Below are 24,450 nucleotides of genomic sequence, written 5' to 3' on the forward strand. Positions count from 1 at the left end.
GCGGCTTGCGCTGCGTCCCGACGTGCGTGCGCTGCCTTGCAAACGCCGTGCCCGGCATGAAAATGCCCCAGTTTGGGCGCCCAATCGCCCTTCGTCAGTGGTGTGGGGGCGTACATGGTCCGCAGGTTGGTGTTGCTCGGCGGCGTGATTGCGATCGGATTGGCGCTCAGTGGCTGCACGCGCTGCGGTCCGGTCTGGGACGACTGGATGCAGTCGCCGAAATCCTGCAAGTCGGACAACCTCTAGGGCAGCGACAGCCAGCTTGGCCGGACATGCTTGGCCAGACATGTGCTTGGCGACGGCTTTCCGGCGGTGATATACCGCGGACGAAAATGCAAGGAGCGTTCTCATGAGAGTTTTGTGCGCAGTCGCGGTTGCGGTGCTGCTGTCGGCGCCGGCCTATGCGCAGATGCCGAACATCAATCTGATGCCTGAGGTCAAGACCAAGACCCAGGAAGAGAAGGACCAGGACGCGGTCAATCAGAGGGCCTACAAGGACTCGCTCAGCAAGATTCCCGACGCCAAGGGATCGTCCGATCCGTGGGGCGTGGTGCGCAGCGACGCGCCGAAGGCGGCGGCCCATCCTCCCGCCAAGCCGAAGACCAAGACCGGAAGCTCGGCGCAGCCAGGCCCGACCACGCAGCGCAGCCAGTAAGCGCCGTTCGGGCCGGCCTCGACGGTCTGGCACGGACTCGGATTCTCCCGGCACCGCGCCTATATTGGGAGCGTCGTCAGTTGGTCCGGAGTTGCGGCAATGGTGTTTCGTCCGCGCGATCTCGCCAGCCGGATGGCCGCCCGGCGCAAGCCGGATGACGGCTTCCTGCGCGAGACCTTCAGCCTGCCACGCGATCAGGCCCGCCTGCGGGCGCGTGCCTTCCTCAAGCGCTATCCGAAGGCGGCCTATATGAGCGCCGTCGAGAGCTGGCGCGAGCTGCCCGGCGGCGACATCGAGTTCACGATGCGGCGGCTGGCCAGCGCGGACTGACAGTGCCTGGGCGGAGCGGACCGGCACGGCGTCAGCTCGCCCGGCAGATTGCGCCTCACTCCCCGTCGCTGCGGCCGCGGGTCTGTTCGCGCCCGAGGTTGTTCAGCTCGCGATCGATCCGCAGCTGCACGCGGCGGACCGCCAGCAAGTCGAGTTTCGCCTCGGTCTTGCCTGTGAAGACCCGGTCCCCGATCTGGAAGCGCCATGTCCAGACCCCGGCTATCAGCTGGGTGATGGTGAATTCGATGCCCCTGTGGATCATCTGGAACAATCCCGCGAATCAAAGGCAATCATCGATACTTAAAACCATAGGTTGTATTAATCTCTAACAATCGTCAAACGTTAATATGAGATAAAATGCCCGTCCGGGCGGCGTCGCAGACCCTGCGGGCGGACCGATCCGTCGGCTGGACGGTGTCGCCGCTGCGCAGCGCCCCGGCTGCATTGCCGGGCAGGCCAACGTTACGAACACTGGCGCAAGCTGAGTCTTCCGCGAAGGCTACGTAGTTTTTTTGGGCGTCAGGAGGGGTACCAAGGTAGTATGCAGATTGTGCCAGACCATGGTCGGCGCGTGTATAACATCTTGATGGTGCAACTATTTTTCGGACGTGCTTGGGTGGCATGCCATCCGGAACTTTGTTCTTGCCCGGAGAACTACGGATCGCGGCGGGGCAGGAGTCCGACGACTAGCTACGGCCGGTGCGCAGGTTGTGACACGGGGGCGATGGCCACGAAAGGCGCTGGGCCGAAAGAGGCCGGACAATGTCTGTCAGAGGGAGCCGCCGCGTGCGGAGGCGCGATCTCGCGATCGCTTTCACGGCCAGAACAGATGGCGTCCCATGGAAAATGATGGGGCCAGAACATTTACTCTATCGCCTCAGTAGTCCTACCGAGAACATCAACCAAGCCTCGGTTTCCGTTCGCTTAATCCGCGCCAGGACACTTCGGAAATCAACCCCGGAGACAGTGCCTTGACGGCATCCGGCGTTTACGCGTCCGAAAGAACATATTGCGAACATAGAACAAACGTGGTACGAGGTTTCCTATCAACAACGCATTCCATTCGACCTCATCGCCCGTTTGTCCCGCTAGCGAATCCCCGCCATAAGGAGCACATCCCAAATGTCCGCCACCGCACTGCGTATCGTCGAAGGATCCTCCATGGACAAGTCCAAGGCCCTCTCAGCCGCGCTCTCCCAGATCGAGCGTCAGTTCGGCAAGGGCTCGGTGATGAAGCTCGGCAAGAACGACCGCTCGATGGATGTCGAGACGGTGTCCTCGGGGTCGCTCGGGCTCGATATCGCGCTTGGCGTCGGCGGCCTGCCGAAGGGGCGCATCGTCGAGATCTACGGGCCGGAATCCTCAGGGAAAACCACGCTGGCGCTGCACACGGTGGCGGAAGGCCAGAAGAAGGGCGGCATCTGCGCCTTCATTGACGCCGAACATGCGCTCGATCCGGTCTATGCGCGCAAGCTCGGCGTCAACATCGACGAGCTCCTGATCTCGCAGCCGGACACCGGCGAGCAGGCGCTGGAAATCTGCGACACGCTGGTGCGCTCCGGTGCGGTCGACGTGCTGGTGGTCGATTCAGTCGCGGCGCTGGTGCCGAAGGCCGAGCTCGAGGGTGAGATGGGCGACGCGCTGCCCGGCCTGCAGGCCCGCCTGATGAGCCAGGCGCTGCGCAAGCTCACCGCCTCGATCAACAAGTCGAACACGATGGTGATCTTCATCAACCAGATCCGCATGAAGATCGGCGTGATGTACGGTTCGCCCGAAACCACCACCGGCGGCAACGCGCTGAAGTTCTATGCCTCGGTCCGCCTCGACATCCGCCGCATCGGCGCGATCAAGGAGCGTGACGAGGTGGTCGGCAACACCACCCGCGTCAAGGTGGTGAAGAACAAGCTGGCGCCGCCCTTCAAGCAGGTCGAGTTCGACATCATGTACGGCGAGGGCGTCTCCAAGATGGGCGAGATCCTCGACCTCGGCGTCAAGGCCGGCCTCGTCGAGAAATCGGGTGCCTGGTTCTCCTATGACAGCCAGCGGCTCGGCCAGGGACGCGAGAATTCGAAGGCGTTCCTGCGCGCCAACCCCGATATCACCACCAAGATCGAAGCCGCGATCCGGCAGAATTCCGGCCTGATCTCCGAGCAGATCCTCGCCGGCACACCGGAGCGCGACGCCGACGGCGAGGAGCCGACGGAGGAGTAAGCTTTAAAGCTCCAAGATTTCGCTGCAAGCGGGCGCTGAGGACGTTGAGTTGCCGACGTCTTCGGCGCCTGTTTGGTTTTGGTGCCAGTGTTCAGTGAGTTGGATCGATGAAGCGTCTGATCTTCCATCCGGGCTCGATCTGAACCGCGCAGGTCTCGGCGAGACCAAGCCGGGTGTGCTTTCGAGTGAGCTGTACAGGGAACGCGGCGTGTTCGATTTTCAAGAAGCAGACCTGATGCTGGATGGACTCGCCTATTGTCGATCGCCGGTCCTCGCTGGATTCCGGCAGAGATCCAAGGAGCGGATGATTGGAAGGCCCACCGAGAAAGATCGCTGCACAGCCGGCTGTCGGTGACCGATTTCGGCCAGGAAGTGCTGGATGGCGAGCTGGACTTCAGCCAGTACAACTCGATCCATCGCTGGTGGGGTGGCACGGAGTTGACCAACGACCGGCTGTGGCGCTGGGACGCGAAGAGCCGCGCCTTGGTCACGCCGTAGGCTTGATCCGCGCGGCGCCGGCAGGCGTCACTCGTCCCTACGCCAGCGCCTTTTCCCGGCTGCCGATCAGCGCCCGCAAATCCTCCGTCACCGCGACCGACTGATGGGTCTTCTGGTCGGTGGCGACCCAGATGATCTCGCCGGTGGCGCGCAAATCATCGGAGCCCTTGGCGAAGATCGCGAGCGCAAGGTTGATCGAGGAGCGGCCGATCCTGGCGACGCGGACGCAGACCTCGATGTCCTCGTCGAAGCGGATCGGGGCCTTGTACTCGACCACCGATTTCACGGTGTGGAAGTCGACGCCGGTCCGCGCCACCTCGCCGAGATAGTCGTAGCCGAGCGCGCGGAAATACTCGGTGATCGCGGTGTCGAAATAGGTGAGGTAATGGGCGTTGAACACCACGGCCTGCGCGTCGACCTCGGAATAGCGGACGCGAAACGGGAAATGAAACCAGAAGTCCTCGCGCATGCTTCCTCCTGCCGCGGCGTTGCTCGCCGTCGTTCGCCCACGGACAAGCGCGCCTTATGAAAACCGGGCTGCAGGATGGGCAGAGCCAACGGAGCCGCGCCCGTTGGCTCTGCCCATCCTTGATCGTTGCCCGCGCTTACTCCGCCGCCTGCGCGTAATCCTCGACCGGCGGGCACGAGCACACCAGGTTGCGATCGCCGTAGACATTGTCGACGCGCCCGACCGGGCTCCAGTATTTGTCGGACCGCGACACGCCCGCGGGGAAGCAGCCCTCGGCGCGGGTGTAGGCCCGCTCCCACACATCGTCGGCGATGTCGTGCACGGTGTGCGGGGCGTGGCGCAGCGGCGAGGCGTCGATGGTCCAGCGGCCCTTCTCGACCTCCGCGATTTCGTTGCGGATCGCGATCATGGCATCGCAGAAGCGGTCGATCTCGAACTTGGATTCCGATTCGGTCGGTTCGATCATCAGCGTGCCCGCCACCGGGAAGCTCATGGTCGGCGCGTGGAAGCCGTAGTCGATCAGCCGCTTGGCGATGTCGTCCACCGTGACGCCGCTGCTCGTCTTCAGCCCGCGCGGGTCGACGATGCACTCATGGGCGACACGGCCGCGCTCGTTGCGATACAGCACCGGAAAGTGCGGCTGCAGCCGTGCGGCGATGTAATTGGCGTTGAGGATCGCGACCTCGGTGGCGCGGGTGAGACCTTCGCCGCCCATCATCAGGATGTAGATGTAGGAGATGGTCAGGATCGACGCCGAGCCGAACGGCGCGGCTGACACCGGGCCGATGGCGTGCGCATTTGCGCCGTCGGTTGCGGGATGACCCGGTAGATAGGGCGCGAGATGCGCCTTGACGCCGATCGGGCCCATGCCGGGGCCGCCGCCGCCATGCGGGATGCAGAAGGTCTTGTGCAGGTTGAGATGACTGACATCGGCGCCGTAATCGCCGGGCCGCGACAGCCCGACCTGCGCATTCATGTTGGCGCCGTCGAGATAAACCTGACCGCCATGCGCATGCACGATGTCGCAGATCTCGCGGATATGCTCCTCGAACACGCCGTGGGTCGACGGATAGGTGATCATCACGGCGGCGAGATTGGCCGAATGCTTCTCCGCCTTGGCGCGGAGGTCATTGACGTCGACGTCGCCGCGCGCGTCGCACGCCACCACCACGACATCCATGCCGACCATCGCGGCCGAGGCCGGATTGGTGCCGTGCGCGGAGGAGGGGATCAAGCACACCTTGCGGTGCGGCTCGCCGCGCGCGAGGTGATAGCCCCGGATCGCCAGCAACCCGGCATATTCGCCCTGCGCCCCGGAGTTCGGCTGCAACGACACCGCGTCATAGCCGGTGATGTCGCACAGCCACTGCTCCAGCCGCTTGAACAGCGCGTGATAGCCCTTGGCCTGATCCGCGGGCGCGAACGGATGCAGATTGCCGAACGCCGGCCAGGTCAGCGGGATCATCTCGGTGGTGGCGTTGAGCTTCATCGTGCACGAGCCAAGCGGGATCATCGCGCGGTCGAGCGCGAGGTCGCGATCGCTGAGCTTGCGCATGTAGCGCAGCAGTTCGGTCTCCGAGCGATGCGTGTTGAACACCGGGTGGGTGAGGAAGGCGCTGGTGCGCCGCAGCTCCTTCGGCAGCGCCTCGTGCGCCGCCGCTTCGATTTCGGCAAAGCTGAGCTTGCCGCCGAACACGCGCCACACCGCCTCGACGGTCTCCGGCGTCGTGGTCTCGTCGAGCGCGATGCCGAGCGTGGTCGTACCGATGCGCAGATTGATCCGCTCCGCCTGCGCGCGGGCGACGATCTCGATCTGCCTGGCACCGGCCTCGATCGTTACGGTGTCGAAGAACGCCTCGCTGGTCGGCGTAAAGCCGAGCTTGCGCAGGCCTGCGGCCAGCACGGTGGCGCGCCGATGCACGCCGCGAGCGATATGGGTCAGGCCCTCGGGGCCGTGATAGACCGCATACATCGAGGCGATCACGGCGAGCAGCACCTGCGCCGTGCAGATGTTGGAGGTCGCCTTCTCGCGGCGGATATGCTGCTCGCGGGTTTGCAGCGCCAGGCGATAGGCGGGTAGCCCGCGCGAATCCACTGACAGCCCGACGATGCGGCCGGGCAGCGAGCGCTTCAGCGTGTCGCGCACCGCCATGTAGGCGGCGTGCGGTCCGCCATAGCCCATCGGCACGCCGAACCGCTGCGCCGAGCCGATCGCGATGTCGGCGCCGAGCTCGCCGGGCGAGGTCAGCAGCGTCAGCGACAGCAGGTCGGCGGCGACGATCGCCAGCGCGCCCTTGGCGCGCAGCGATGCGATCGCAGGCCGGAGGTCGCGTACCGCGCCCGACGTTCCCGGATATTGCAACAGCGCGCCGAGCACGTCGGCCTTGTCGAGCTCGGTGAGGGGATCGCCGACGACCAGCGCCCAGCCCAAGGGGGCCGCGCGCGTGCGCATCACCGCGAGCGTCTGCGGATGCACCTCCTTGTCGACGAAGAACACCTTTGCTTTCACCTGCGAATGGCGCTCGGCGAGCGCCATCGCTTCAGCGGCGGCGGTCGCCTCGTCGAGCAGCGAGGCGTTGGCGACGTCGAGCCCGGTGAGGTCGCAGATCATGGTCTGGTAGTTGAACAGCGCTTCCAGCCGGCCCTGGCTGATCTCCGGCTGATACGGCGTATAGGCGGTGTACCAGGCCGGGTTCTCCAGGATGTTGCGCTGGATCACCGCCGGCAGGATGGTGCCGGAATAGCCCTGGCCGATCAGCGACGTGAACACCTGGTTCTGCGCGGCGAGCTCGCTCATATGCGCGAGCGCCTCGGTCTCGCTCAGCGCGCGGCCGAGATCGAGCGGCGCCTTCTGGCGGATCGACGCCGGCAGCGTCTCGTTCATCAGCGCTTGCAGGCTCGCGGCGCCCACCGTCTCCAGCATTGCGTTGACGTCGCGCGGTGACGGTCCGATGTGGCGGCGGACGAAATCGGTGACGGCTTCGTTGATCGGCTTGAAGGGCGCGTTCATGACGGGGTCCTCGTTGTCAGCCGTCATACCCCGCAAAAGCGGGGTATCCAGTACGCCGGGACAGCAGTGGTTAAGCTGAAGGGCCGCGGCGTACTGGGTCGCCCGATCAAGTCGGGCGATGACAGGGAGTGTGTGGTCGCAATCTGCTTCATTCTCTCAGGCGGTGTGCGCGGCGTAGGCGGCTTCATCCATCAGGCCGCCGAGCTCGCCCTTGTCTGATATCTTCAGCTTGAAGAACCAGGCCTTGCCGCCGGCATCCGAATTGACCAGCGCGGGATCGGCCGTGAGCGCCTCGTTGACCTCGACCACTTCGCCGGTGATCGGCGCATAGACGTCGGAGGCGGCCTTGACGGATTCGACGACGGCGGCGGCCTCGGCCTTTTTCAGGCTGCGGCCGATCTTGGGCAGTTCGACGAACACCACGTCGCCGAGCTGCGATTGCGCATAATCGGTAATCCCGATCGTGGCGACATCGCCCTCGATGCGGAGCCATTCGTGGTCGGACGTGTACAGCGTCGTCATGGGGATCGATCCTTCAGCGTTTGTAGGTATTGGGGATGAAGGGCGTTGCGGCGACTTTCAGCGGCAGCCGCTGGCCGCGCACTTCGGCGAAAACGGTGGTGCCGAGCGCGGAGAGGGCGGTCGGCAGATAGCCCATCGCAACCGGCGCATTGAGGCTCGGGCCGAAGCCGCCCGAGGTCACCTTGCCGATCTGCTCGGTCGAGCTGGCGTCGGCAAACAGCGCGGCGCCTTCGCGCACCGGCGCACGGCCATCGGGCCTTAAGCCGACGCGGCGGCGGGTGGCGCCATCAGCGAATTGCGCGAGGATCTTGTCGGCGCCGGGAAAGCCGCCGGCGCGGGCGCCGCCGCTGCGGCGGACCTTCTGCACCGACCATTCCAGCGCGCCTTCGACCGGCGTGGTGGTGGTGTCGATATCGTGACCGTAGAGGCAGAGCCCGGCTTCGAGCCGCAGGCTGTCGCGCGCGCCGAGCCCGATCGGCAGCACGTCGGGATTGTCGAGCAGCGCGGTGACCAGGGCTTCCGCCTTGTCCGCGGGTACTGAAATCTCAAAGCCGTCCTCGCCGGTGTAACCGGAGCGCGAGACGAAGCAGTCGATCTCGGCGACGCGGCGCGGGCCGGCGTCCATGAATTTCATCGAACTGACATCTAGACAAAGCTTTGCCAGTGCCGCTTCCGCTTTCGGCCCCTGCAGCGCGATCAGCGCGCGGTCGGCCAGCGACACGATCTCGCAGCTGTCGGAAAGATTCGCTCGCAGATGCGCCTCGTCCGCGTCCTTGCAGGCGGCGTTGACCACCAGGAATAGATGATCGCCGAAATTCGCCACCATCAAATCGTCGAGCAGGCCGCCGTCCTTGTTGGTGAATTGCGCGTAGCGCTGCCGTCCCGGCGCGATGCCGACGATGTCCTGCGGCACCAGTTTTTCCAGCGCGAGCGCCGCGTCTGCGATCTTGCCGGATTTGGCCTTCAGCACGAGCTGTCCCATGTGGGACACGTCGAACAGACCGGCGTCCTTGCGGGTGTGCAAATGCTCCCTCAGCACGCCGGCCGTGTATTGCACCGGCATGTCATAGCCGGCGAACGGCACCATCTTGGCGCCGCGCGCCAGATGCAGCGCGTGCAGCGGGGTCTGTTTCAGCGGGGAAGTTTCGCGCACAAGCATCACAGGGCCCTCGCGGTTCCCGCCGGGGACCTATTTCCCCTTGAGAAACCTGCAGAAAGCCCCATCTGTCGCTGTGCCTGAGAGTATTATCCCGTCGGCGGACGCAATCGGGGAGAACCCCAGCGCCTCTTTCCAGATGTCAGACGTCACGCGGTCCTTTTGCCTGAGAGTTTCCGGGGCGGTTGCTCCTTCGGCGCCGGCCCAGGACAGGGCCAGTCTCTCCCGACGTGACTACTTACAGGTAGGACCAAAACACGGCCCCGCCAAGGCTGTCAACGCACCCGGACGACTATCAACGGGCTTTGTGCTGTTGCGGCAAGCCCATGATCCGGCTGCACAGTTTCTGGACACCGCAGCTGGCAATGTCTAAAAGCGTTCGGCCGGAAAATGACGCCTTTTTGCGGCTGGCCGGCCCCTTTTTCCGATTGGATGAACATGAGCAGCGTCAACGACATCAGGTCGACATTTCTGAACTTCTTCAAGGCGAACGGCCACGAGATCGTGGCCTCGTCGCCGCTGGTGCCGCGCAACGACCCGACCCTGATGTTCACCAATGCCGGCATGGTGCAGTTCAAGAACGTCTTCACCGGCGTCGAGAAGCGCGGCTATCAGCGCGCCACGACGTCGCAGAAATGCGTGCGCGCCGGCGGCAAGCATAACGACCTCGACAATGTCGGCTACACCGCGCGCCATCTCACCTTCTTCGAGATGCTCGGCAACTTCTCGTTCGGCGACTACTTCAAGGAGCGCGCGATCGAGCTCGCCTGGAATCTGATCACCAGGGATTTCGGGCTGAAGAAGGACAAGCTGCTGGTCACGGTCTACCACACCGACGACGAGGCGGCCGGCTACTGGAAGAAGATCGCGGGCTTCTCGGACGACCGCATCATCCGCATCCCGACCTCGGACAATTTCTGGGCGATGGGCGATACCGGTCCCTGCGGTCCGTGCTCCGAGATCTTCATCGATCGCGGCGAGCACATCTGGGGCGGACCTCCGGGTAGCCCCGAGGAGGACGGCGATCGCTTCCTCGAGTTCTGGAATCTGGTGTTCATGCAATACGAGCAGGTGACGAAGGAGGAGCGCGTGGCGCTGCCGCGCCCCTCGATCGACACCGGCATGGGCCTCGAGCGCATGGCCTGCATCCTGCAGGGCGTCGAGAGCGTGTTCGAGACCGATCTGTTCCGCCATCTGATCGACGCAGCCTCGTCGGCGCTCGGCCATGAGCCGAACGCGCAGAACGTCGCGTCGTATCGCGTCATCGCCGACCATCTGCGCTCGTCGGCGTTCCTGATCGCCGACGGCGTGCTGCCGTCGAATGAGGGCCGCGGCTACGTGCTGCGCCGGATCATGCGCCGTGCGATGCGCCACGCGCAGCTCCTGGGCGCGAGCGAGCCGCTGATGCATCGCCTGGTCTGGGCGCTGGTCCGCGAGATGGGCCAGGCCTATCCGGACCTGGTGCGCGCGGAAAAGCTGATCGAGGAGACGCTGCAGCTCGAAGAGACCCGATTTCGCAAGACGCTGGTGCGCGGACTGTCGATCCTCGACGAGAAGAGCGCCGGCCTGAAGAAGGGCGACATGTTCGACGGCGACACCGCGTTCACGCTGTACGATACCTATGGTTTCCCGCTCGACCTGACGCAGGACGCGCTGAAGTCGCGCGGCATCAGCGTCGACCAGGCGGCGTTCACCGACGCGATGGAGCGCCAGCGCGAGAAGGCGCGCGCCTCCTGGGCCGGCTCCGGCGAGGCGGCGACCGAGACCATCTGGTTCCCGCTGCGCGAGAAGCTCGGCGCTACCGAATTCCTCGGCTATGAGACCGAGAGCGCGGAAGGCGTGGTGACGGCGCTGGTCAAGGACGGTGCCGAGGTCGATGGCCTCAAGGCCGGCGAGAGCGGCGCGATCGTGCTGAACCAGACCCCGTTCTATGCGGAGTCCGGCGGTCAGGTCGGCGACATCGGCGTGCTCACCGGCGAGGGCGTCAAGTTCCGCGTCACCGACATGCAGAAGAAGGCCGGCGATCTGTTCGTGCATGTCGGCACGGTGGAGCAGGGCACGCTGAAGGCCGGCACCGCGCTGCAGCTCGAGGTCGACCACGCGCGCCGCTCGGCGATCCGCGCCAACCATTCGGCGACCCATCTGTTGCATGAGGCGCTGCGCCAGGTGCTCGGCGATCACATCGCCCAGCGCGGCTCGCTGGTCGCGCCCGATCGCCTGCGCTTCGATTTCGTGCATCCGAAGCCGATCACGCCGGAAGAGCTCGCCTGCGTCGAGGACATCGCCAACGAGGTCGTGCTCGAGAATGACGAGGTGACGACCCGCGTGATGGCCGTCGACGACGCCCGCGAGGCCGGTGCGCGCGCGCTGTTTGGCGAGAAATACGGCGATGAAGTCCGCGTCGTCTCGATGGGCAAGAGCGCCCGCGAGCACGGTCAGAACGCGCTCGGCTGGTCGGTCGAGCTCTGCGGCGGCACCCATGTCCGCCGCACCGGCGACATCGGCCTGATCTCGGTGACCAGCGAGAGCGCGGTCGCCTCCGGCGTGCGCCGCATCGAGGCGCTGACCGGACGTCACGCGCGCAAGCACGCCAACGACACCATGGCGCTGGCGAAGAGCGCGGCGGCCGAGCTGCGCACCTCGATCGAGGACGTCCCGGCGCGCATCACGGCCCTGATGGAAGAGCGCAAGAAGCTCGAGCGCGACCTGTCGGATGCCAGGAAGAAGCTCGCGATGGGCGGCGGTAGCGGTGCGTCGAACGGCGCGGCGTCCGGTGTCCGCGAGGTCGGCAACGTCAAGCTGCTGGCGCGTGCGGTCGAGGGCGTCGAGACCAAGGATCTGAAGAGCCTGGTCGACGACGGCAAAAAGCAAATCGGCTCGGGCGTCGTCGCGATCGTCGGCGTCACCGAGGACGGCAAGGCCGGCATCGTGGTCGGCGTCACCGCCGACTTGACCTCGCGCTTCAACGCGGTCGAGCTGGTCCGCAAGGGCTCCGAGGTGCTCGGCGGCAAGGGCGGCGGCGGCCGGCCCGACATGGCGCAGGCCGGCGGTCCCGACGGCGCCAAGGCCGATGCCGCGCTGTCGGCGATCGAACAGGCCATGACTCAACAGGCATCGGCCGGCGCCTGACGGAGAGGCTGATCGTGGCGACGGCTCCGCTCAAGCCTACGATCAGCGATCCCCGGCTGCGCGACCGTCTTTACGAGTTGCTTGAACGCGATGACCTGCCGCATTCCGGCGGTTCGCGGTTTGCCGGGATCATCGTCGCCATCATCGCGGTCGACGTGCTGGCGGCGATCCTGGTCTCGGTGCCCGAGATCGACGCGCAGTTCGGCTGGGCGCTCGCCTCGATCGAGATCGCGGCGGTGGCGGCCTTCGCGCTGGAATATGCCGCCCGGCTCTGGAGCGTGGTCGGCCACTCCCTGCGCGACATGACGGCGTTGCAGGCACGGCGCGAATACGCCTTCTCGGCGCTCGGCATGATCGACCTGCTCGCCTTCCTGCCGTCGGCCATTGCGCTCGCGATCGGCGACAGGACCGCGCTGGTGCTGTTCGGCATGCTGCCGTTTCTCAAGCTGGTGCGCTATTCGACCGCGATGCGCTCGCTGCTGGCGGCGCTGCATGCGGAGCGGCGCACGCTGTTCGGCTGCGTCGTGATCCTGACCGGGGCGGTGCTGCTGTTCGCCTCGCTGCTCTATGCCATCGAGCACAAGGTGCAGCCGGACAAGTTCGGCACCATGCCGCAGGCGATGTGGTGGGCAATCGTGACGCTCGGCACCGTCGGGTATGGCGACGTCGTTCCGGTGACGCCGCTCGGGCGGATCGTCACCGTGGTTGCGATCGTGGTCGGCTTTGCGATGATCGCGCTGCCGGTCGCGATCATCTCGACCGCGTTCGCCGACGAGGTCCGGCGCCGCGACTTCGTCGTGACCTGGGGCATGCTGGCGCGGGTGCCGCTGTTCTCGCATCTCAATGCCGCCGATATCGCCGACATCATGCGGCTGTTGCGGTCGCAGACCATCGAGGCCGGAGAGGTGCTGGTGCGGCGCGGCGATGCAGCCTCATCGATGTATTTCATCACCGCGGGCGAGGTCGAGATCGACCTGCCGAGTCAGCGGGTGCGCCTTGCCGACGGCACGTTCTTCGGCGAGATCGCGCTGCTGCGCAGGACCAATCGCTCCGGCACGGTGACGGCGACGCGCAAGACCAAGCTCCTGTTGCTCGATGCGCAGGACTTCCACGCCCTGATCGAGCGCATGCCGGCACTCTCCGCCCATGTCCGCGAGACCGCGGAAGCGCGGCTTGCCGATCCGCTCGCGGCTGGTGGCGACTTGGCGGCCGCGGAGATCGCGCAAGCGCCGCGCGAGACCGACGGCGGGATCCGGGATTAGTCGCGGCGCAGGAACACGTAGTCGGCAGAATACGCCGCGCTCTTCAGCGCGCCGGCCTTGTCGCAGGCGCCGCTGAGTTCGCCGCCCGAGGTGTTGATCCGCTGCACGGTGGCGACGCTGGAGAACAGGCCATTGCCGCGGTGGGCGATCACCTCGAGCTTCAGCCAGGGGATATCCGCAGCCGTTGCGCCAGGTGCGCTGCCGGCGGTGCGGGCGGTCACTGCGCTGCCGTCGACATGCTCCCAATTCGGGCCCGCATAGTGCCGGCCGACCGTGCGGCCATCGGCGATCAGGGTCGCGACCGGCTCGCGGAACGACCAGGCGAGCTTGCCGCCGGTGACCGGCTTGCACTCATAGAGCTGCGCGCCCTCGGCATGGACGGTGAGGACCGGAGATTCGCCGGGCGCCGCGACGGCGTCGGGCAGCGGATCGGCGGCGAGGGCCGCCGATCCTGATAGCAGGATAGATGCGAGCGCCGCGGCTCTGACAAGGGCCATGATCTGCGCTCGCTGCTGTCGTCCGGGGACGGCGGGCTTAGCCCGCCATGGCCTTCACGAGGTTGTCGGACACCTTGTCGAGGAATCCAGTGGTCGAGAGCCAGCGCTGATCGGCGCCGACCAGGAGCGCGAGGTCCTTGGTCATGTAGCCCTCCTCGACGGTCGCGACGCAGACCTTCTCCAGGGTGGTGGCGAACTTCGCCAGTTCCGGATTGTTGTCGAGCTTGGCGCGATGGGCAAGGCCACGGGTCCAGGCGAAGATCGACGCGATCGAGTTGGTCGAGGTCTCCTTGCCCTTCTGGTGCTCGCGGTAGTGGCGGGTCACGGTGCCGTGGGCGGCTTCGGCTTCCACCGTCTTGCCGTCCGGGGTGAGCAGCACCGAGGTCATCAGGCCGAGCGAGCCGTAGCCCTGGGCCACGGTGTCGGACTGCACGTCGCCGTCATAGTTCTTACAGGCCCAGACATAGCCGCCGGACCATTTCAGCGCCGAGGCCACCATGTCGTCGATCAGGCGGTGCTCGTAAGTCAGGCCCTTGGCCTCGAATTCCTTCTTGAACTCGCGGTCGTAGATGTCCTGGAAGATGTCCTTGAAGCGGCCGTCATAGACCTTCAGAATCGTGTTCTTGGTCGAGAGGTAGACCGGGTAGTTGCGCAGCAGGCCGTAGTTCAGCGAGGCGCGGGCGAAATCGATGATCGAGTCGTCGAGATTGTACATCTCCATCGCGACGCCGGCGCCGGGCGCCTTGAACACTTCGCGCTCGATCACGGTGCCGTCCTCGCCGACGAATTTCAGCGACAGCGTGCCCTTGCCCGGGAATTTGATGTCGGTGGCGCGGTACTGGTCGCCATAGGCGTGGCGGCCGATGATGATCGGCTTGGTCCAGCCGGGCACCAGGCGCGGCACGTTCTTGCAGATGATCGGCTCGCGGAAGATCACGCCGCCGAGGATGTTGCGGATGGTGCCGTTCGGCGACTTCCACATCTGCTTCAGGCCGAACTCCTTCACCCGGGCCTCGTCGGGGGTGATGGTGGCGCATTTGACGCCGACGCCGACCTTCTTGATGGCCTCCGCCGCGTCGATGGTCACCTGGTCGTTGGTCTCATCGCGGTATTCCATGCCCAGATCGAAATACAGCAGTTCGACATCCAGGAACGGGTTGATCAGCTTGTCCTTGATGTACTGCCAGATGATCCGGGTCATCTCGTCGCCATCGAGCTCGACGACGGGATTGGATACCTTGATTTTTGCCATGACGGAGAGGCCCTCTTGGGAACAGCGCGCTTTTGACGGCGGGATGGTGGAATACGCCTGCGCTATAGCACCGCCCGGGGGCGGGCGGAAGCGGACCGGTTATGCACTTTAAGCCCATCTTTTAGCCTAAAATGCCGCCTGCGTGGCCGTCCCTGCGACGATGTACCAGGTCACGAACAGGCCCGCGATCAGGGCCCCCGGCAGGCTCGATCCGGTCCGCCGCCAGGTGAAGGTCGCGATCACGGCGACGATCGCGAGCAGCGGCACGAACTGGATCGCGACGATGGTCGAGAGCGGCACGAAACCGGGGTCCGGGATCGGGTTGAACAGCTTTCCGCTCAGCCACAGCGTGCCGTATTGCAGCGCCAGCAACACGATGAAACCGAGCGTCAGGGCCAGGATGTTGGTCAGGTACAGCGCGCCGCGCGGCGTATCCATGGTCGAGAAATTCCGGTGCAGCACGTGCAGCGCCACGACGAAAAACGCCGTGAACGGAATCAGATAGATCAGGAAGATGAGGAATTGCTTCGCGCTCATCAACTTGAGTGCGACGATCCAGAACCGGAAGTCGATCTTGAAGGCGAGGTCGGCGAGCCAGAGCGCGGCGTAACCCACCGCAACCGACGCCAGCGCGATCACGATGGATTGACCGACGAGGCCCGCCCGGCTGGCGCGCTTCGGCGCGAACCGCATCAGGGCCAGTGTGATCAGGAGGTTGATAATAGCCCAGACCAGGATCTGGTTGGTGATGCCCTGCGGCAGGAATGCGCTCGGGGTGACGAAGGTGCCGCCCAGTGCAAAGGCCGGGTAGTAGGTCAGCGCCGGGATGAAGGCCGACAGGATGAACGCCGCGGTCCAGCGCCGGCCGCTCGCCGCCTGATGCGGCGGCATGGTGCCGTCGGCGACCGCGGGCAGACGCAGGCGGGAGAACGCCAGTGCTTCAAGCAGCCCGTCGAACGTTCCGATCACGAGCGCGATGAAACCGATAAGGGCGATCAGCGTGCCGATCTCCTTGCGGAACCAGATCTGGTCGTCGACCGGACGCGGTGTGCCGCCCTTCAGGGTCTTGGCGAACCAGTCGAGGCTGTAGCCGATCGCCTCATGCGAGATGTGCTCGGCCGGATGGGTCATCGCCGGCGTGTACAGCGCCCGTGCGGTGCCATTGGCCGGATCGCCATAGACCTTGCCCGGCTCGACCGCGCCCTGGGTGCCGAACAGCGCCCAGAGCTTCGGGCTGGTGGTGACGTCGCGGGCGAGGTCGACGCCCCACATCAGGGTGGAGAATTCCTCATACTGCGCGAACACCAGTGCGGTGTTGCGCGGCCACGACGTCGTGCCCTCGGCGGCGAACGGCTTGCCGGTGGAGGAGCCTTCCAGCACCATCGACTTGTAGTCATTGGGCATCGCTGCGGCGGCGGCGAGCACGGTCCAGCCGCCCATCGAATGGCCTTCGAGACCGATGTTCTCCTTGTCGACGAATGGAAGGCTGCGGAGATAGGCGAGGCCGTCAGGTCCGCCAAAGCCGTTGGCGAAGGAGGGCGGGTCGCTGTAGCCATGGCCGGTCTGGTCGAGCGCCAGCACGACGTAGCCGCGGCGGGCGAACTCGATGGCGAAGCCGTCCTGGGTCTCGCGCGAATTGATGTAGCCGTGGACGGCGAGGACGCCGGGCGCCGGGATCTGCGCCGTCGCATTGGCCGGGACGTAGAGCAGGGCGCTCATGGTGTTGCCCTTGGCGCCCTTGAACCTGACATCCTCGATCCGGATGCCGCCTGCCGTCTGAGTAAAGTGCGCGAGCAGGCCCCCCGCCACGATCAAGATCAGGCCCACAATCGCCAGCGTCCATCTGCCCCGCATCGTCGTCCCCCCAAAGTGCTTCAATCCAACTGCCTCGCCGTTCAACCGGCGTCTCAAGCGTGCCTTTACAGCTTCGCTTTGGTTGTGGTTGATAGCCTATCCGAAGGCGAAGCGCGCGCAAGCCGCGGCCCTCATGTTCTGCGATCGGGATTCCGATTGAGGATTCGCAATCGCCGCTAACCCTGTTATCTGCTTGGAGAAATTGGTTCCGCGCAAAACCGGTGCAAAGCTGGTTGCGGGCCCCTGGATAAGGTTTTGAATCAGCCGCCTCGGAAGCTGATTCAAAATCTTCAGATCTTGAATCAGAAAGTGAAGTGAGATGTCCGGCACCGACAAGACCAAGGCAGGGCACGACCTTGCCGGTCCCGTCGTCATCCTGGTCGAGCCGCAGCTTGGCGAGAACATCGGCATGGCCGCGCGCGCGATGGGCAACTTCGCGCTGAGCCGGATGCGCATCGTCAACCCGCGCGACGGCTGGCCGAACATCGCCGCACAGCGCGCGGCCGCCGGTGCCGACCACATCATCGGCTCCGTCGAATTGTTCGACACCGTCGAGCAGGCGATCGCCGACCTCACGCTGGTGTTCGCCACCACCGCGCGCGCCCACGACCAAGCCAAGCCCGTGGTCGGGCCGGAAAGCGCGGCGACCGAGATCGCCCGCCATGTCGCATCCGGTGGCGGCGCCGGCATCCTGTTCGGGCGGGAGCGCTCCGGCCTGACCAATGAGGAGGTCGCGCTCGCCAACCGCATCATCACCTATCCGGTCAATCCGGGCTTCGCCTCGCTCAACCTGGCGCAGGCGGTGCTGTTGATGGGCTATGAATGGTTCAAGCTCTCGACCGCCGGGGCGCTGCCGTTTGCGATGCCGGAGCGGTCTGAGCCGGCTTCCCAGCACCAGATGCAGGCGTTCTTCGACAACCTTGTCGCCGAGCTCGACAAGGTCGAGTTCCTGCGTCCGGCCGAGAAGCGCGACACCATGCTGGTCAACTTGCGCAACATCTTCACCCGGATGGATCCGACCAAGCAGGACATGCACACGCTGCACGGCGTGGTGATGGCGATCGCCGAGGGCCGCAAGGGCCCCGCCAAGGGCGGCGTGCTCGACGGCGCCCAGGCGACACGGCTCCGCGCGCTGCTCGCCGAACAGGGCGGCGGCGGCGCGACCGCCGACAATTCCAGCACGGTGCGCGGCCTCGCCCGGCTGCTCCGCCGCAACCCGACCGATGCCGAGCGGATCCTGTGGCAGGCGCTGACCCGCGACCGCCGCTTCGCCGGCCAGTTCAAGCGCCAGACCCCGGTTGGCCGCCACATCCCCGACTTCGTCTCCTTCGTGCACCGGACCGCGATCGAACTGGTCAATCCGAACGAAAGCGAGGCCATCGGCACCGATCGCGCCAAGCGCAGAGCCTGGCTCGAGGCGCGCGACTACCGGGTGGTCGATATGCAGGTGGCCGACATCGAGCGCGACCTCGACGCCGAGCTGGCGCGGCTGGAGGCGGCGCTGCGGCAGGGGCGGTGAAGCGTCTTGTTCGGTGTCATCATTCGCCACGGGTCTCGCCTTCGGCACGCCCGATGACAGGCTCCAGCGCTTGGTGAGCTGACATCGCGGCCGTGATGTGTTGCCATACGCGCCACACGAACCGACAGGGTGGAGACGATGGCGAAGCAATTGGAAGGCAAGGTCGCGGCCGTGACCGGCGCGGCATCGGGTATTGGACTTGCGAGCAGCGAGGCGATGCTGGCGGCCGGCGCTCGCGTGGTGATGGTCGACCGCGACGCGGCCGCGCTGCAAGCCCTCGCCGGCAAGCATGGCGACGCGGTGGTCCCGCTGGTGCTCGACCTGCTGGATCCAAAGGCCTGCGCGAGCCTGCTGCCGCAGGTGCTCGAAAAGGCCGGCCAGCTCGACATCCTGCACGCCAATGCCGGCATCTATGTCGGCGGCGACCTCGTCGATGCCGATACCAATGCGATCGACCGGATGCTGAACCTCAACGTCAATGTCGTGATGAAGAACGTGCACGACGTGCTGCCGCACATGATCGCACGCGGTACGGGCGACATCATCGTGACGAGCTCGCTCGCCGCGCATTTCCCGACGCCGTGGGAGCCGGTCTATGCGTCGTCGAAATGGGCGATCAACTGCTTCGTCCAGACGGTGCGGCGCCAGGTGTTCAAGCACGGCATCCGCGTCGGCTCGATCTCGCCGGGGCCCGTGATCAGCGCGCTGCTCGCCGACTGGCCGGCGGAGAAGCTCGCGGAGGCCAAGGCGGCGGGCAGCTTGCTCGGGGCGAGCGACGTCGCCGAGGTTGTGATGTTCATGCTGACCCGGCCGCGCGGCATGACCATCCGTGACGTCGTGATGCTGCCGACGAATTTCGATCTGTAGAGCGGCGTTTCTGCCGTCATTGCTTCGCTGCGCTCGCAATGATGTGACAAATCGTCGGCAAGTCGGACTAGACCGCCTCGAGCTCGGTCGCGCGCTTGGCCTTCTTCACCTTGGCCGGCGCGAACAGATTGCCGGCGGCAAGGCCGGCGGTGTCGGCGACGGTGGGGTCACACGACACCATGGCGGCGACGATGGCGCCGTCGATCAGAAGCGCGAGTTGATGCGCCAGCACGGCGGGCTCCGCCGCGCCCATCTCGCCGGCCAGCTTCTCGATATGCGCCAGCACCACCTTCTTGTGCTTCAGCGCGATGTTGCGGAACTGCTTGGCGTCTTTGTCGTGCTCGGCGACCGCATTGATGAAGGGACAGCCGTAGAAACGTTCCTCGGCGAACCATGTCTTCAGGGCAGGGAAGATCCGCGCCAGCTTGGTCTGCGGATCGCCGCCGCCGGCCTCGATCGCGCCGATGAACCATTCGCGCCACTGGCGGCCTTCGCTCTCCAGCACGGCGTGCACCAGATTGGTCTTCGAGCCGAACAATTTGTAGAGCGTGGTCTTCGCGGTTCCAGCCTCATCGATGATCGCATCGATGCCCGTGGCGTTGATGCCGTTCTTGCAGAACAAATGCGTCGCCGCACTGAGCAGGCGCCCGCGTGCGGATTCATCGTCGCCGGCGGCGAACGCTGCGGTTTTTTTCTTGGTGAGCGATTTGACCATGCGCGGCAGTAAATCGGAGCGCGGCTAAATCATCAAGCCGCATCTTCACGGGGCGGTCATGTGCGCTGCCTTGCGCTCAAAGTAATCGCAGCCCACGCAGCATTTGCTTGGCGATTGAGCAGGGCGGCGCTGGTCAATCCGCAGGCAGGCCCGCTTAAGCGCCTCTGCGATTTCACCTTTTGATTTGGCGCGGGACTGGCACGGCTTATGCAGGAAACAGACCGTTCGGTATCCTGACCATTTCCATCGCTCCCAGGGAGAAAACTGATGACCGCTGTCGCTCAAAAAACCGCTCTGACCGGCTGCCTCGCGCCGATCGACAAAGGCGGGCTCGAGCAGCTCATTGCCAACGGCAAGGCCAATCCGAAGGTGATCAAGACCTTGAAGTGCAAGACGGTGGCCGAGGGCAAGTTCCGTCACGCCAACTACATCCGCAACCTTGCGCCCTACATCGTCGACGAGCCGCCGGGCCTGCTCGGCGACGACACCGCGCCCAATCCCTCCGAAGCCTCGCTCGCGGCGCTCGGCTCCTGCCTTGCGGTCGGCCTGCACGCCAACGCCGTGCATCGCGGCTGGATCGTCAACAAGCTCGAGCTCGAGCTCGAGGGCGACCTCAACATCACCGCGGTGTGGGGCACCGGCGACGTCAGCGAGAAGCCGGTCGGCTTCACCGATGTGCGCGTCAAGGTCGATATGGAATGCGAGGGCGTCCCGAGGAGCGAGATCGATGCGCTGGTGGCGCATGTGAAGAAGTGGTCGCCGGTCGCCAACACCTTCACCCGCCCCGTCAATCTCGAGGTCAGCGCGTAAAGCTCGGACCGGCAATTCAAGGTGCGGAGACTATCCATGGGTTCACTGGCTTTATCGCGGGTCGCAGCTCAAGATCCCGCACCGACGATAGCGGACGAGGTCGCGCGCCTCGCCCGCCAGGAGCTGGCGCCGCTCGCATCGGCGATCGACGCCGGCACGGTCTATCCGGCCGAATTCCTGCGCCGGCTCGGCGAGGTCGGCGCGTGGAACAGCCACGTGCCGCAGGAGGGCCCCGCCGATTTGCGCTGCGCCATCCAGTCGATGGCCGCGATCGGCGAGGTCTGCGGCGCCACCGCCTTCATGGCGTGGTGCCAGAATACGCTGGTCTGGTACGCGGCGAACTCCACCAACATGAAGCTCGCCGCCCGGTTCGGCGATTGCTTTTCCAGCGGGCGCCGGCTCGGCGGCACGGGGCTGTCCAACCCGATGAAGAGCTTCTTCGGCATCGAGCGGCTGAAGCTGAAAGGCCGCAAGGTCGACGGCGGCTACATCGTGCGCGGCGCGTTGCCCTGGGTGTCGAATCTCGGGCCAGACCATTACTTCGGCACGATCTTCGAGCGCGAGGATGACGACGGCACGAGCGAGCAGGGGCGGACGGTCATGTTCCTCGCCGACTGCGCCGATCCCGCGATCACGCTGACGCCGTGCAAGCCGTTCCTGGCGATGGACGGCACCGGCACCTACAGCGTCCAGTTCCGCGATGCCTTCGTGCCGGACGAATTGATCCTGGCCGAGCCGGCCGCACCGTTCGTCAGGAAGATCCGCGCCGGCTTCATCCTGCTGCAGGTCGGCATGGGCCTCGGCCTGATGAAGGATTGCATCAACATCATGGACGAGGTCCACGCGCCGCTGGGTCACGTCAACCGCTATCTGCCGCAGCAGCCGCTGCAATTCCGCGAGCTCTATGCCGAGTTCGAGAAGGAGGCGATGACGCTGGCGCGCGATCCCTACAATGCCGATGACAGCTACTGGCGCCGCGTCGTCGCGCTGCGGCTGCGCATTGGCGACGCCAGCGTCGCGGTCGCGCATGCCGCGATGCTCCATTGCGGCGCGCGCGGCTATCTGATGAGCCACCGCGCCCAGCGCCGGCTGCGCGAGGCCTATTTCGTCGCCATCGTCACGCCCGCCACCAAGCAGCTGCGCAAGATGCTCGCGGATGGGTGAAGCATGATCCGGAAAAGTGGAGACCGGTTTTCCCTCGCGACAAACGCGGAACGCGTTTGCGCGGAGATCATGCCCAAACAAGTTCGGGACCACCAAGACTAGCAACCACGCAACAGGAGAGAGCCATGACGGACGTTCTGATCACCGCCGGCGAACTTGCCGAGCTCGTCAAGAAAGAACCGTGTGTCATCATCGACACGCGGAATCCGGATGCCTATGCTGCGGGCCATCTGCCCGGCGCCGTCAATGTGCACGATATCTTCACGTTCCTTGCGACCTCGACCCCGGAGGGCATCCACGAGTTGAAGACCAAGTTCGCCGACGCCTTCGGTGCGGCCGGTCTCTCCGGCAAGGAGACCGCCGTGATCTACGAGCAGTCGATGAATTCCGGCTTCGGCCAGTCCTGCCGCGGCTATTATCTGCTGACCATGCTCGGCTATCCCAAGGTCAAGGTGCTGCATGGCGGCTTCGATGCCTGGAAGGCGGCGGACCTGCCGGTCACCACCGACGTTGCCGTGCCGGTGAAGGCCGGCTTTGCGATCGTGCCGGAGGCCGGCGAGATCATGATCGACGCCAAAACGATGCTGGCCGCGGTCGGCAAGCCCGGCGTTGCGATCCTCGACGTGCGCGACGTCGACGAGTGGATCGGCGAAAGCTCCTCCCCCTACGGCAAGGATTTCTGCCCGCGCAAGGGCCGCATTCCCGGCGCGGTGTGGCTCGAATGGTACCGCATGATGAAGCCGACCGGCGAAGGCCCGCGCTTCAAGTCGAAGGACGAGATCCTTGCCGAATGCGCCACCGTCGGCATCTCGCAGACCACGCCGGTCTATCTCTATTGCTTCAAGGGGGCGCGCGCCTCGAACACTTTCCTGGCGCTGAAGAACGCCGGCGTGAAGGACGTGCGGATGTATTTCGGCTCCTGGAACGAGTGGTCGCGCGACCCGTCGCTGCCGATCGATGAAGGCCTGCCGACATCTGCCGTCGTGACCGGCAAGGCGGCATAGAACCTGCATGTTTGGCGGCGTCCGGCGGCGCAAAACGCAACCGGACGCCGATCGATGAACCGGATCGCGGAGCTCTCCGCGTTTCGGTGCGACAATGGGGCGCAGCATGTCCACGTCAGACGATCCCTTCGACGCCGATCGTGATCTTTCACGATCCGGCTGCGCCTGCGGCCGGCACCGCTCGGCGGCCGAGCACGAGCATGCCGCGGGCACGCTGCGCTGCGAGCCTGTTCTGAGCGAACAGCAGCGTTACGAGGGCATCGTCGCCTCGGCAGTGATGCGGGCGGTGTTTCCGCAAGACATCGCGCGCCGCGCGTTCCTGAAATCGGTCGGGGCGGCGACCGCGCTCGCCGCGCTGTCGCAGGTCTTTCCGATCAAGACCGCGACGGAGGCGTTCGCCGATGCCGGTCCGCCGGAGAAAAAGGACCTCAAGATCGGCTTCATCCCGATCACCTGCGCGACTCCGATCATCATGGCGGCGCCGCTCGGCTTCTATGCCAAGCAGGGCCTCAACGTTGAGGTGGTAAAGACCGCCGGCTGGGCTGTCATTCGCGACAAGACCATCAACAAGGAATACGACGCCGCCCATATGCTGGCGCCGATGCCGATCGCGATCTCGCTGGGGCTCGGCGCCAATGCGATCCCGTTCACGGTGCCCGCGATCGAGAACATCAACGGGCAGGGCATCACGCTAGCGATGAAGCACAGGGATCGGCGCGATCCGAAGGACTGGAAGGGCATGAAGTTCGCCATTCCGTTCGACTATTCCATGCACAATTATTTGCTGCGCTATTATCTCGCCGAGCACGGGCTCGATCCGGATACCGACGTGCAGCTCCGCTCGGTGCCGCCGCCGGAAATGGTCGCCAATCTGCGCGCCGACAACATCGACGGCTTCCTCGCGCCCGACAATATCTGCCAGCGCGCGATCTATGACGGTGTCGGCTTCCTGCACATCCTCTCCAAGGAGATCTGGGACGGTCATCCCTGCTGCAGCTTTGCGGCGAGCCGCGAGTTCATCACCACGGCGCCGAATTCCTTCGCCGCGCTGACCCGCGCGATCGTCGATGCCACCGGTTATGCGGCGAAGGCCGAGAATCGCAAGCAGATCGCGGAAGCGATCGCGCCGGCCAACTATATCAACGCGCCGGTGACGGTGCTGGAGCAGGTGTTGACCGGCACCTATGCCGACGGGCTCGGCGGCGTGAAGACCGATCCGAAGCGCGTCGATTTCGATCCGTTCCCCTGGCAATCCTTTGCGGTGTGGATGCTGACCCAGATGAAGCGCTGGGGCCAGATCAAGGGCGACGTCGACTACAAAGCGGTTGCCGAGCAGGTGTATCTCGCCACCGACACCAAGAAGGTGATGGCCGAGATGGGCCTTTCGCCGCCGCCGACCGCCTACAAATCGTTCTCGGTGATGGGCAAGAGTTTCGATCCGGCCAAGCCCGACGATTATCTGGCGAGCTTCAAGATCAGGAAGTCGTCGTGAGGAGAGCAAGTCTATCCACAGCGTCGACCCTGCG

22 protein-coding genes and 1 riboswitch are annotated in these 24,450 nt (G+C 65.3%); of the genes, 13 read left to right on the forward strand and 9 right to left on the reverse strand.

Features of this window, described 5'->3' with window-relative positions; genetic code table 11:
• Positions 1-114 precede the first annotated feature (114 nt).
• From ACVINW_RS25720 to ACVINW_RS25730, 3 genes are all read left to right on the forward strand, one after another.
• Positions 115-246, forward strand: coding sequence for a peptidylprolyl isomerase (locus ACVINW_RS25720; protein WP_456753893.1), 132 nt, complete (start codon positions 115-117; stop codon positions 244-246).
• 103 nt (positions 247-349) lie between these two features.
• Complete coding sequence (locus tag ACVINW_RS25725) at positions 350-655, forward strand: hypothetical protein (protein WP_456753894.1); 306 nt, start codon at positions 350-352, stop codon at positions 653-655.
• 99 nt (positions 656-754) lie between these two features.
• Positions 755-985 carry a hypothetical protein gene (locus tag ACVINW_RS25730; protein ID WP_456753895.1) on the forward strand — a complete coding sequence of 77 codons (231 nt, stop codon included), beginning with the start codon at positions 755-757 and terminating at the stop codon, positions 983-985.
• Positions 986-1,040: 55 nt separating this feature from the next.
• On the opposite strand, the gene ACVINW_RS25735 is transcribed toward ACVINW_RS25730, so the two are convergent.
• Positions 1,041-1,247, reverse strand: a complete 207-nt coding sequence (locus tag ACVINW_RS25735; protein ID WP_456756499.1) for a hypothetical protein — start codon at positions 1,245-1,247, stop codon at positions 1,041-1,043.
• 860 nt (positions 1,248-2,107) lie between these two features.
• Here ACVINW_RS25735 and recA point away from each other — a divergent pair.
• Together recA and ACVINW_RS25745 are read left to right on the forward strand one after the other, a co-directional pair.
• The gene (gene recA, locus ACVINW_RS25740) at positions 2,108-3,196 is read left to right on the forward strand and encodes a recombinase RecA (protein WP_050629140.1); all 1,089 of its coding nucleotides are present in this window, start codon (positions 2,108-2,110) and stop codon (positions 3,194-3,196) included.
• Between the two features lie 255 nt (positions 3,197-3,451).
• Positions 3,452-3,694 (forward strand): hypothetical protein, encoded by a 243-nt coding sequence (locus ACVINW_RS25745; RefSeq protein ID WP_456753896.1) that lies wholly within the window; start codon positions 3,452-3,454, stop codon positions 3,692-3,694.
• Positions 3,695-3,731: 37 nt separating this feature from the next.
• Here ACVINW_RS25745 and ACVINW_RS25750 read toward each other — a convergent pair whose 3' ends face one another.
• From ACVINW_RS25750 to gcvT, 4 genes are all read right to left on the reverse strand, one after another.
• On the reverse strand, positions 3,732-4,163 hold the full coding sequence (locus tag ACVINW_RS25750) for an acyl-CoA thioesterase (protein ID WP_456753897.1): 432 nt from the start codon (positions 4,161-4,163) through the stop codon (positions 3,732-3,734).
• 136 nt (positions 4,164-4,299) lie between these two features.
• Positions 4,300-7,173, reverse strand: a complete 2,874-nt coding sequence (gcvP, locus tag ACVINW_RS25755; protein WP_456753898.1) for an aminomethyl-transferring glycine dehydrogenase — start codon at positions 7,171-7,173, stop codon at positions 4,300-4,302.
• A gap of 156 nt (positions 7,174-7,329) precedes the next feature.
• A complete protein-coding gene (gene gcvH, locus ACVINW_RS25760) occupies positions 7,330-7,695 on the reverse strand; it encodes a glycine cleavage system protein GcvH (protein WP_456753899.1) in 366 nt (121 codons plus the stop codon).
• Positions 7,696-7,708: 13 nt separating this feature from the next.
• Entirely contained in the window at positions 7,709-8,854 is a 1,146-nt protein-coding gene (gene gcvT / locus ACVINW_RS25765; RefSeq protein WP_456753900.1) for a glycine cleavage system aminomethyltransferase GcvT, read from the reverse strand.
• A gap of 142 nt (positions 8,855-8,996) precedes the next feature.
• Positions 8,997-9,089, reverse strand: a riboswitch (glycine riboswitch).
• A 200-nt stretch (positions 9,090-9,289) separates the two neighbouring features.
• Here gcvT and alaS point away from each other — a divergent pair.
• Positions 9,290-11,980 carry an alanine--tRNA ligase gene (gene alaS / locus ACVINW_RS25770; protein ID WP_456753901.1) on the forward strand — a complete coding sequence of 897 codons (2,691 nt, stop codon included), beginning with the start codon at positions 9,290-9,292 and terminating at the stop codon, positions 11,978-11,980.
• A gap of 11 nt (positions 11,981-11,991) precedes the next feature.
• Positions 11,992-13,242, forward strand: a complete 1,251-nt coding sequence (locus ACVINW_RS25775) for a cyclic nucleotide-gated ion channel (protein ID WP_456756500.1) — start codon at positions 11,992-11,994, stop codon at positions 13,240-13,242.
• On the opposite strand, the gene ACVINW_RS25780 is transcribed toward ACVINW_RS25775, so the two are convergent.
• From ACVINW_RS25780 to ACVINW_RS25790, 3 genes are all read right to left on the reverse strand, one after another.
• On the reverse strand, positions 13,239-13,739 hold the full coding sequence (locus ACVINW_RS25780) for a DUF3455 domain-containing protein (protein ID WP_456753902.1): 501 nt from the start codon (positions 13,737-13,739) through the stop codon (positions 13,239-13,241). The two genes, ACVINW_RS25775 and ACVINW_RS25780, sit on opposite strands and share 4 nt — an antisense overlap.
• Positions 13,740-13,776: 37 nt before the next feature.
• Positions 13,777-14,991, reverse strand: coding sequence for an NADP-dependent isocitrate dehydrogenase (locus ACVINW_RS25785; protein ID WP_456753903.1), 1,215 nt, complete (start codon positions 14,989-14,991; stop codon positions 13,777-13,779).
• 126 nt (positions 14,992-15,117) lie between these two features.
• Positions 15,118-16,845, reverse strand: a complete 1,728-nt coding sequence (locus ACVINW_RS25790; protein ID WP_456753904.1) for an alpha/beta hydrolase family protein — start codon at positions 16,843-16,845, stop codon at positions 15,118-15,120.
• 319 nt (positions 16,846-17,164) lie between these two features.
• Between ACVINW_RS25790 and ACVINW_RS25795 the strand changes: the two genes are divergently transcribed.
• Together ACVINW_RS25795 and ACVINW_RS25800 are read left to right on the forward strand one after the other, a co-directional pair.
• Entirely contained in the window at positions 17,165-18,364 is a 1,200-nt protein-coding gene (locus tag ACVINW_RS25795) for a TrmJ/YjtD family RNA methyltransferase (protein ID WP_456753905.1), read from the forward strand.
• Between the two features lie 138 nt (positions 18,365-18,502).
• Positions 18,503-19,231, forward strand: coding sequence for an SDR family oxidoreductase (locus ACVINW_RS25800; RefSeq protein ID WP_456753906.1), 729 nt, complete (start codon positions 18,503-18,505; stop codon positions 19,229-19,231).
• Positions 19,232-19,298: 67 nt separating this feature from the next.
• On the opposite strand, the gene ACVINW_RS25805 is transcribed toward ACVINW_RS25800, so the two are convergent.
• Entirely contained in the window at positions 19,299-19,946 is a 648-nt protein-coding gene (locus ACVINW_RS25805) for a TetR/AcrR family transcriptional regulator (RefSeq protein WP_456753907.1), read from the reverse strand.
• 267 nt (positions 19,947-20,213) lie between these two features.
• Between ACVINW_RS25805 and ACVINW_RS25810 the strand changes: the two genes are divergently transcribed.
• From ACVINW_RS25810 to ACVINW_RS25825, 4 genes are all read left to right on the forward strand, one after another.
• Positions 20,214-20,756 (forward strand): OsmC family protein, encoded by a 543-nt coding sequence (locus tag ACVINW_RS25810; protein ID WP_456753908.1) that lies wholly within the window; start codon positions 20,214-20,216, stop codon positions 20,754-20,756.
• Between the two features lie 36 nt (positions 20,757-20,792).
• Positions 20,793-21,920: an acyl-CoA dehydrogenase family protein gene (locus tag ACVINW_RS25815; RefSeq protein ID WP_456753909.1), complete on the forward strand. Its 1,128-nt coding sequence runs from the start codon at positions 20,793-20,795 to the stop codon at positions 21,918-21,920.
• 125 nt (positions 21,921-22,045) lie between these two features.
• The gene (locus ACVINW_RS25820; RefSeq protein WP_456753910.1) at positions 22,046-22,924 is read left to right on the forward strand and encodes a sulfurtransferase; all 879 of its coding nucleotides are present in this window, start codon (positions 22,046-22,048) and stop codon (positions 22,922-22,924) included.
• 106 nt (positions 22,925-23,030) lie between these two features.
• Complete coding sequence (locus ACVINW_RS25825) at positions 23,031-24,416, forward strand: CmpA/NrtA family ABC transporter substrate-binding protein (RefSeq protein ID WP_456753911.1); 1,386 nt, start codon at positions 23,031-23,033, stop codon at positions 24,414-24,416.
• Positions 24,417-24,450 lie beyond the last annotated feature (34 nt).

The organism is Bradyrhizobium sp. USDA 4461 (assembly GCF_054055655.1).